The organism is Methylobacterium sp. WL116 (genome assembly GCF_008039455.1).
Classification (GTDB): domain Bacteria; phylum Pseudomonadota; class Alphaproteobacteria; order Rhizobiales; family Beijerinckiaceae; genus Methylobacterium.
The window spans coordinates 1-5,209 of the sequence record NZ_VRUV01000328.1; the positions used below are offsets into that span (position 1 = coordinate 1).

General features: G+C 70.4%; 6 protein-coding genes. 2 read left to right on the forward strand and 4 right to left on the reverse strand.

Annotated features, from left to right (window positions below; all coding sequences use genetic code 11):
• Positions 1 to 214: 214 nt before the first annotated feature.
• Together rpmB and FV223_RS19440 are read left to right on the forward strand one after the other, a co-directional pair.
• Positions 215 to 526 (forward strand): 50S ribosomal protein L28, encoded by a 312-nt coding sequence (gene rpmB, locus FV223_RS19435; RefSeq protein ID WP_147728548.1) that lies wholly within the window; start codon positions 215 to 217, stop codon positions 524 to 526.
• A gap of 28 nt (positions 527 to 554) precedes the next feature.
• The gene (locus FV223_RS19440; RefSeq protein ID WP_147728549.1) at positions 555 to 1,316 is read left to right on the forward strand and encodes a TraX family protein; all 762 of its coding nucleotides are present in this window, start codon (positions 555 to 557) and stop codon (positions 1,314 to 1,316) included.
• Between the two features lie 4 nt (positions 1,317 to 1,320).
• Here FV223_RS19440 and cobT read toward each other — a convergent pair whose 3' ends face one another.
• The 4 genes from cobT to FV223_RS19460 all read right to left on the reverse strand — a co-directional run.
• Positions 1,321 to 3,222, reverse strand: coding sequence for a cobaltochelatase subunit CobT (gene cobT / locus FV223_RS19445; RefSeq protein WP_147728550.1), 1,902 nt, complete (start codon positions 3,220 to 3,222; stop codon positions 1,321 to 1,323).
• A 5-nt stretch (positions 3,223 to 3,227) separates the two neighbouring features.
• Positions 3,228 to 3,725: a DUF29 domain-containing protein gene (locus FV223_RS19450; RefSeq protein ID WP_246686590.1), complete on the reverse strand. Its 498-nt coding sequence runs from the start codon at positions 3,723 to 3,725 to the stop codon at positions 3,228 to 3,230.
• An 18-nt stretch (positions 3,726 to 3,743) separates the two neighbouring features.
• The gene (cobS, locus tag FV223_RS19455; RefSeq protein WP_147728552.1) at positions 3,744 to 4,727 is read right to left on the reverse strand and encodes a cobaltochelatase subunit CobS; all 984 of its coding nucleotides are present in this window, start codon (positions 4,725 to 4,727) and stop codon (positions 3,744 to 3,746) included.
• Between the two features lie 262 nt (positions 4,728 to 4,989).
• The coding region (locus FV223_RS19460; RefSeq protein ID WP_147728553.1) for a DnaJ domain-containing protein at positions 4,990 to 5,209 on the reverse strand (220 nt) is incomplete at its 5' end.

Below are 5,209 nucleotides of genomic sequence, written 5' to 3' on the forward strand. Positions count from 1 at the left end.
CGTTCAGCCTGTCGCGCTGCGTGCGCCGGCGCCTTCATGACGACGCGATGTCGGGTTTTGCCTTGACGGTCCCGGGCCGTCTCGCCTATAGGCCGCCACTCAGACACGACTGCGCGAGACCTGGAACGACGTTCGGGTGGGGCCGCGCAGGCGGCGCATCCGGCCCGGGAGGGCGGGTCCGCATCGCCCAGGAACGAGACAGGATAGCGTTATCATGGCACGCCGCTGCGAACTCACCGGCAAGGCCGTTCAGGTCGGCCACCTCGTGAGCCATTCGAACCGCAAGACGAAGTGCCGGTTCCTGCCGAACCTTTGCAACGTCACGCTGACCTCGGACGCGCTGAACCGCCGCGTGCGCCTGCGCGTCACCGCGCACGCGCTCCGCTCGGTCGAGCACCGCGGCGGCCTCGACGCCTTCCTCGTGAAGGCGCACGAGGTCGAGCTGTCGCAGACGGCCAAGCTCCTCAAGCGCGAGATCCACAAGAAGCTCGGCGAGACCGCGGCTCCGGACGCCGTCGCTGCCTGAAGCGGTCGCCTCCGGGCGATGTGAGATCATGAACCGCCGCATGGACCCCCATGCCGGCGGTTTTTTCGTGCCCGCCGCGTCGTTCGCCGGCGCGCCCCTCGACGCGATCAAGGGGGCCGCCGCCGTGCTGATGGTCGGCGACCACGTCGACACAATCCTGCTCGACGGCCACGCCGTCGCCCTGTGGCGGCTCGGGCGGATCGCCTTCCCGCTGTTCTGCGTGGTGTCCGTGCTGCACATCCTGCGCGGCGCCGATCCCGGCCGCTACGGGCTGGCGCTGCTCGCCCTCGCGGTGCCGACGCAGGCGATCTACGCCGCCGCCTTCCCCTTCGGCACGACCGAGGGGTCGATCCTGTTCACCCTGGCGACGGGCATCGCGTTCGCGACCGCGCTCGAGAGGGGACGCCCTCCGCTGCGCCACGCGGCCCTGGCGCTCGGCCTCGCCGTGGTGTTCCTCGCCCCCGCGCTCGCCAAGACGGCGGTGGATTTCGGCCTGGCCGGCATCCTGCTGCCGGCGGCGATCCTTCTGGCGCTCCGCGAACCGCGCGCCTACGGCGCCTGGCTCGTCGCCGCGATCGTCGGGCTGAACTGGCACGGCTGGCACCCGCGGGGCGAGGCCGCGTCCCTCTCGGCGCTCGCCGACGCCGCGACGATCGGCGTCGGCGTCCCGCTGGTCCTGCTCGCCGCCCTCCGGCTGCGCGGCCGACCGCGCTTCCTGCCGCCCTACGCGCTGCAGGCGTTCTACCCGGGGCACCTCGCCGTGCTGATCGCCCTGCGGGCGCTGGCCTGAGGCGTCAGCGCCGGCGTCCGCCGGCGGCGCGCATCGGGGCGCGGCCGCCGGCATCCTCCTCGAACAGCTCGGCGAGCTTTTCCGTCATCGCGCCGCCGAGCTCCTCGGCGTCGATGATCGTGACCGCGCGACGGTAGTAGCGGGTCACGTCGTGGCCGATGCCGATGGCCAGCAGCTCCACCGGCGAGCGCTGCTCGATCTCCTCGATCATCCAGCGCAGGTGGCGCTCGAGATAGTTGCCGGCGTTGACCGACAGCGTCGAGTCGTCGACCGGCGCGCCGTCCGAGATCACCATCAGGATCTTGCGCTGCTCGGGCCGGGCCAGGATGCGCTTGTGCGCCCAGTCCAGCGCCTCGCCGTCGATGTTCTCCTTGAGCAGGCCCTCGCGCATCATCAGCCCGAGATTCTTGCGCGCCCGGCGCCAGGGCGCGTCGGCGCTCTTGTAGACGATGTGGCGCAGGTCGTTGAGGCGGCCCGGCGCGTTCGGCTTGCCGGCGGCGAGCCACGCCTCGCGCGACTGGCCGCCCTTCCAGGCGCGGGTGGTGAAGCCCAGGATCTCGACCTTCACGCCGCAGCGCTCGAGGGTGCGGGCCAGGATGTCGGCGCAGGTCGCGGCGACGGTGATCGGGCGCCCCCGCATCGAGCCGGAATTGTCGAGCAGCAGCGTCACCACGGTGTCGCGGAAGTTCGTGTCCTTCTCCTGCTTGAAGGACAGCGGCTGGAACGGGTCGATGACCACGCGCACGAGGCGCGCCGGGTCGATCTGGCCCTCTTCGAGGTCGAAGTCCCAGGCGCGGTTCTGCTGCGCCAGCAGCCGGCGCTGGAGGCGGTTGGCCAGCCGCCCGACCACGCCCTGGAGATGCGACAGCTGCTTGTCGAGGTAGCTGCGCAGCCGCGCCAGCTCCTCGGCGTCGCACAGGTCCTCGGCGTGGATCACCTCGTCGAACCTCGGATTGAACACCCGGTAGTCCGGCCCGCGCAGCTCGTTGGCGACCTTCGACGGCGGCCGCCAGGATTCGGAGGCCTCATCCGATTCCGCGTCCTCGGATTCCTCGGGAAGCTCGCCGGACGGCGCGTCGGCCGCCTCCTGCGCGCCTTCCTCGATGTCGTCGGAGGCCTCCTCCGAGGTCTCGACCTCGGCGCGGTCGCCCTGGCTCTGCTCCTCGGCATCGCCCTCGCTCGGGGTCTGCTCGTCGTCCTGGGCCTCGTTCTCGTCGTCGTTCTCGTCGTCCTCGGGGTCGAACGGGGTCTCGTCGGCCATGTCGAGGGAGGAGAGCAGCTCGCGCACCGAGCGGCCGAACCCGCGCTGGTCCTCGATCGAGCCGATCAGCCCGTCGAGGTTCGGGCCGGCCTTGTCCTCGATGTGCGCGCGCCACAGCTCGACGATGCGCTTGGCGGCCTCCGGCGGCTTCTGGCCGGTCAGGCGCTCGCGCACCATCAGCGCGACGGCATCCTCCATCGGCGCATCGGCGCGGTCGGTGATGGTCTCGTACTTGCCGCCGCGGTGGTAGCGGTCCTCCAGCATCGCGGAGATGTTGGTGGCGACGCCCGACATCCGCCGCGAGCCGATCGCCTCGACGCGGGCCTGCTCGACCGCGTCGAACACCGCGCGCGCCGCGGAATTCTCGGGCGCGAGCCGGCGGTGGACGGCGATGTCGTGGCAGCCCAGGCGCAGGGCCATGGCGTCGGCGTTGCCGCGGAGCACCGCGACGTCCCCGACCGTGAGCTTGCGCGGCGGCTCGGGCAGGCGCGCCTTGTCGCCGGTCAGCGCCGGCCGGTCGGTGGCGTAGGTGACCTCGACCTCGGAGCGCTTGGCGATGGCGCGCAGGCACCCGGCGACCGAGCGCTTCAGGGGCTCGGCGACCGGCTCGCGGCGCTCGCCCGGCTTGCGGTTGGAGATGGACATGGGTGCTACCGGTCGGCGTCGAGTTCGAAGGGGCGGTTCAGGATGTCGTCCCAGGCGTAGGGATTGTCGGTGGGGAGGGTCTCGAGCGAGCGACGCATCTCGCGCGCAGCCCGAAGCCTGCCGGTCCGGAATCCGTCGGTGACCGCCTCCGCGATGCGCGACTTCAGGCCGGGGTTCTTGCGCAACTGCCTCTCGATCCGCAGGCGCTGCTCCGCGATGGTCAACGCCCAGCTCCTGCTCTGGCGTTCCGGCTGGAAGTCCCACTTCAGGGCATGGGCGAGCAGGACCTCGATCGCGCTCTCTAGCTTATCGTACTGCTCCGAACCCACGTCGCTCAGTTCCTCAGCGATGTTGTCGAGATCGAGAACCTCGACCCGGCCAGCGCGAAGGTGGGCCACTTGCTCCTGCACCCACGTGTAGAGGTCAGCTTCGTGGCGCGTACCCGCGCGCGGCGACGCGAAGCCGGCTGGCTCCGTCTCCGGGCCCGAAGCAACCTGCGCCATCGATTCCTCCATCGTCGATCAGCTCAGCGCGACGTTCATCGCGCTCTCGGGCAGCTCCTTGCCGAAGGCGCGCTGGTAGAACTCGGCGACCAGCGTCCGCTCCAGCTCGTCGCACTTGTTGAGGAAGGTGACCCGGAAGGCGAAGCCGATGTCGCGGAAGATGTCGGCGTTTTCGGCCCAGGTGATCACCGTGCGCGGGCTCATCACCGTCGAGAGGTCGCCGTTCATGAAGGCGTTGCGGGTCAGGTCGGCGACGCGGACCATGCGGCTGACGATGTCGCGGCCGGGGTCGCCCTTGTAGTGCAGCGCCTTCGACAGCACGATGTCGACCTCGCGGTCGTGCGGCAGGTAGTTCAGGGTGGTGACGATCGACCAGCGGTCCATCTGGCCCTGGTTGATCTGCTGGGTGCCGTGATAGAGGCCCGAGGTGTCGCCGAGGCCCACCGTGTTGGCGGTGGCGAACAGCCGGAAGGCCGGGTGCGGGCGGATGACCCGCTTCTGGTCGAGCAGCGTCAGGCGGCCGGAGAGCTCCAGCACGCGCTGGATCACGAACATCACGTCGGGCCGTCCGGCATCGTACTCGTCGAAGACCAGCGCGACGTTGTTCTGCAGCGCCCAGGGCAGGATCCCGTCCTGGAAGGCGGTGATCTGCTTGCCGTCCTGCAGCACGATCGCGTCCTTGCCGACGAGGTCGATGCGCGAGACGTGGCTGTCGAGGTTGATCCGCACGCAGGGCCAGTTCAGCCGGGCGGCGACCTGCTCGATATGGGTCGACTTGCCGGTGCCGTGATAGCCGGTGACCATGACGCGGCGGTTGCGCGCGAAGCCCGCCAGGATCGCCAGCGTCGTCTCGCGGTCGAAGATGTAGTCCGCATCGAGATCCGGCACGTGCTCGCTGGTCTCGGCGAACGCGGGAACCTCGAGGTCGATGTCGATGCCGAAGGTGGCGCGGACGGAGACGGTGCGGTCGGGGAGCATGGCGGGCTTGTCGTCAGAGAGCATACGGAACCTCGTAGGGGCGGTCTTCCGAAGGGCATCGGATCGAAAGCCGCGCGGAACTTGTCTCGGGCCTCGCCTCGCCGGCCAGTCGCTGCCGGGATGCAGGCCCTTCCTTAAACGTCGTCGCGCCGGGGCGCCACAGACGGGCCGGATCGGGTGCAAGACCCCCATATAGGCCTGCAATCGAAAATTGCCGGTCGTCCGCGCGCGAAAGCCGCCGACGACGGCGCGACGGTCGACTTTGCATCGATCGTGCCGAGCCGCCTCAGCAGAGCCCGGCCGCGCGCAGCACGTCGTGCGCCCGGATGATGTCGCGCAGGCGCTCCTCGAACGAGCGGTCGCCGCCGTTGGCGTCGGGGTGGAAGCGCTTCACCAGGGACTTGTACTGCGCCTTGATCGCGGCGGTGTCGGCGCCTTCCTCGAGGCCGAGCACGTCGAGCGCCCGGCGCACGGTCGCCGAGAGCTTCGGGCGCGCGGGCTCGGCC